This is a genomic window from Kitasatospora sp. NPDC024654, assembly GCF_055559155.1.
In genome coordinates this window covers 1-1,234 of record NZ_JBVHLF010000238.1, presented here as the reverse complement: position 1 = coordinate 1,234, position 1,234 = coordinate 1, and the positions used below count along the sequence as shown (strand labels likewise).

1 protein-coding gene is annotated in these 1,234 nt (G+C 66.5%); it reads right to left on the bottom strand.

Annotated features, from left to right (window positions below; genetic code table 11):
* Positions 1 to 369 precede the first annotated feature (369 nt).
* Positions 370 to 840 carry an RICIN domain-containing protein gene (locus ACZ38L_RS39270; RefSeq protein WP_465702913.1) on the bottom strand — a complete coding sequence of 157 codons (471 nt, stop codon included), beginning with the start codon at positions 838 to 840 and terminating at the stop codon, positions 370 to 372.
* Positions 841 to 1,234: the final 394 nt, after the last annotated feature.

Genomic DNA, 1,234 nt, shown 5'->3' with positions numbered 1-1,234 from the left:
CACGATGTCACGGCCGGTCTCGTCCTGCCACTCGGTCTCACCGGCGTGCAGCTTGACCAGTTACTTCCCCCACCCCCCCCCCCCCCCCCCCCCCCCCACCCCCCACCCCCCCCACCCCCCCCCCCCCCCCTCCCTCCCCTCTGCCGGCCTTGAGCCGCTGCAGGAACTCCGGGACGCCGTCGGCCTGGCGGTAGGGCTTGAAGGCCGGTGCGAGTTCGCGGACCAGGGCGACGCACAACCGGCGGGCGCAGCCTGGCTCGGGCTCGCAGCCGCGAACTCACCGACCCCGCCGCGCTGCGTCAGTAGCCGCCCCAGGCGTCGTTGCAGGGTGGTCGAGCGACACCGGGGACTACGTGTCCCGACTACCTCCTACGCCCTCGTCGTGAGCCTGAACTGCCACTGCTGGTTGAGGTGCGGCGGAGTGTAGGGCTCGAAAAGCTGGATGACAGCGCCCGCGTTGCCGCCCCCTCCTTCCACATCGGCAACCCATTTAGTGCTTTGACTCGGGACGATGGCAAAGCTCCCTGTGCTGACCTCCTCCAGATTCCACACTTGGGACGCTGAACCGTTAGCCGGATTGACGACCAACGGGGTGTGCGCAGCGAACGCCCCACCATTACCCAAGTCCAAGCTCATGGCCGGGGAGCCCGACGGCAAGGCAAGCTGGATGTGGAATGCCCCACCACCCAAGGCCGTCAGAGTCCACGGCTGGAGCAGAGCCGGCCCGATGGGCTGCTGGGTCACAGGACCGCCGATCTCGTTCTCCGCGAATAGAGCCATGTTGTTGTGGTTAGCCGAGACGACCACGAAGTTGCCGCCAATAGGCGCGGGCATGCCCATAATTCAAACCCCTTTGATTGCTCGATGGGTTGCATGAAGTCAGATCGCTACATCGGCATATTGGGGCATGAATCGCTCACAACGCCGACGCTGACAGCCGCACTCTCAGGCCTCTTCAAAACAGTGCGCCACCTGCCGTTCCTCCGCAACCGCTCCCAGCACGCTGCCAGTACCACCGCTTCCCATCCTGACCGCGATAGTTCCCCCGGGGAGACACCCGCATGCGGTGGAGCGTTTCGCCCCGGTGTGGCAGCAGCAGCTTCGCCGCCTCGCTTGGGCGTCGGACTCTGTTGCTCAACTCCGGAGTGGCTCCGAAGCGCGGGCTGCGACCTGCGGCAACGCGGGGGCTGTTGCGACCCTCCTGACCGGTCTCTGCTGCTCGGCCGAATTGAGC

Excerpts from the sequence above, each read along its gene's own strand:
- ACZ38L_RS39270 (WP_465702913.1), bottom strand. The coding sequence starts at position 840 with ATGGGCATGCCCGCGCCTATTGGCGGCAACTTCGTGGTCGTCTCGGCT.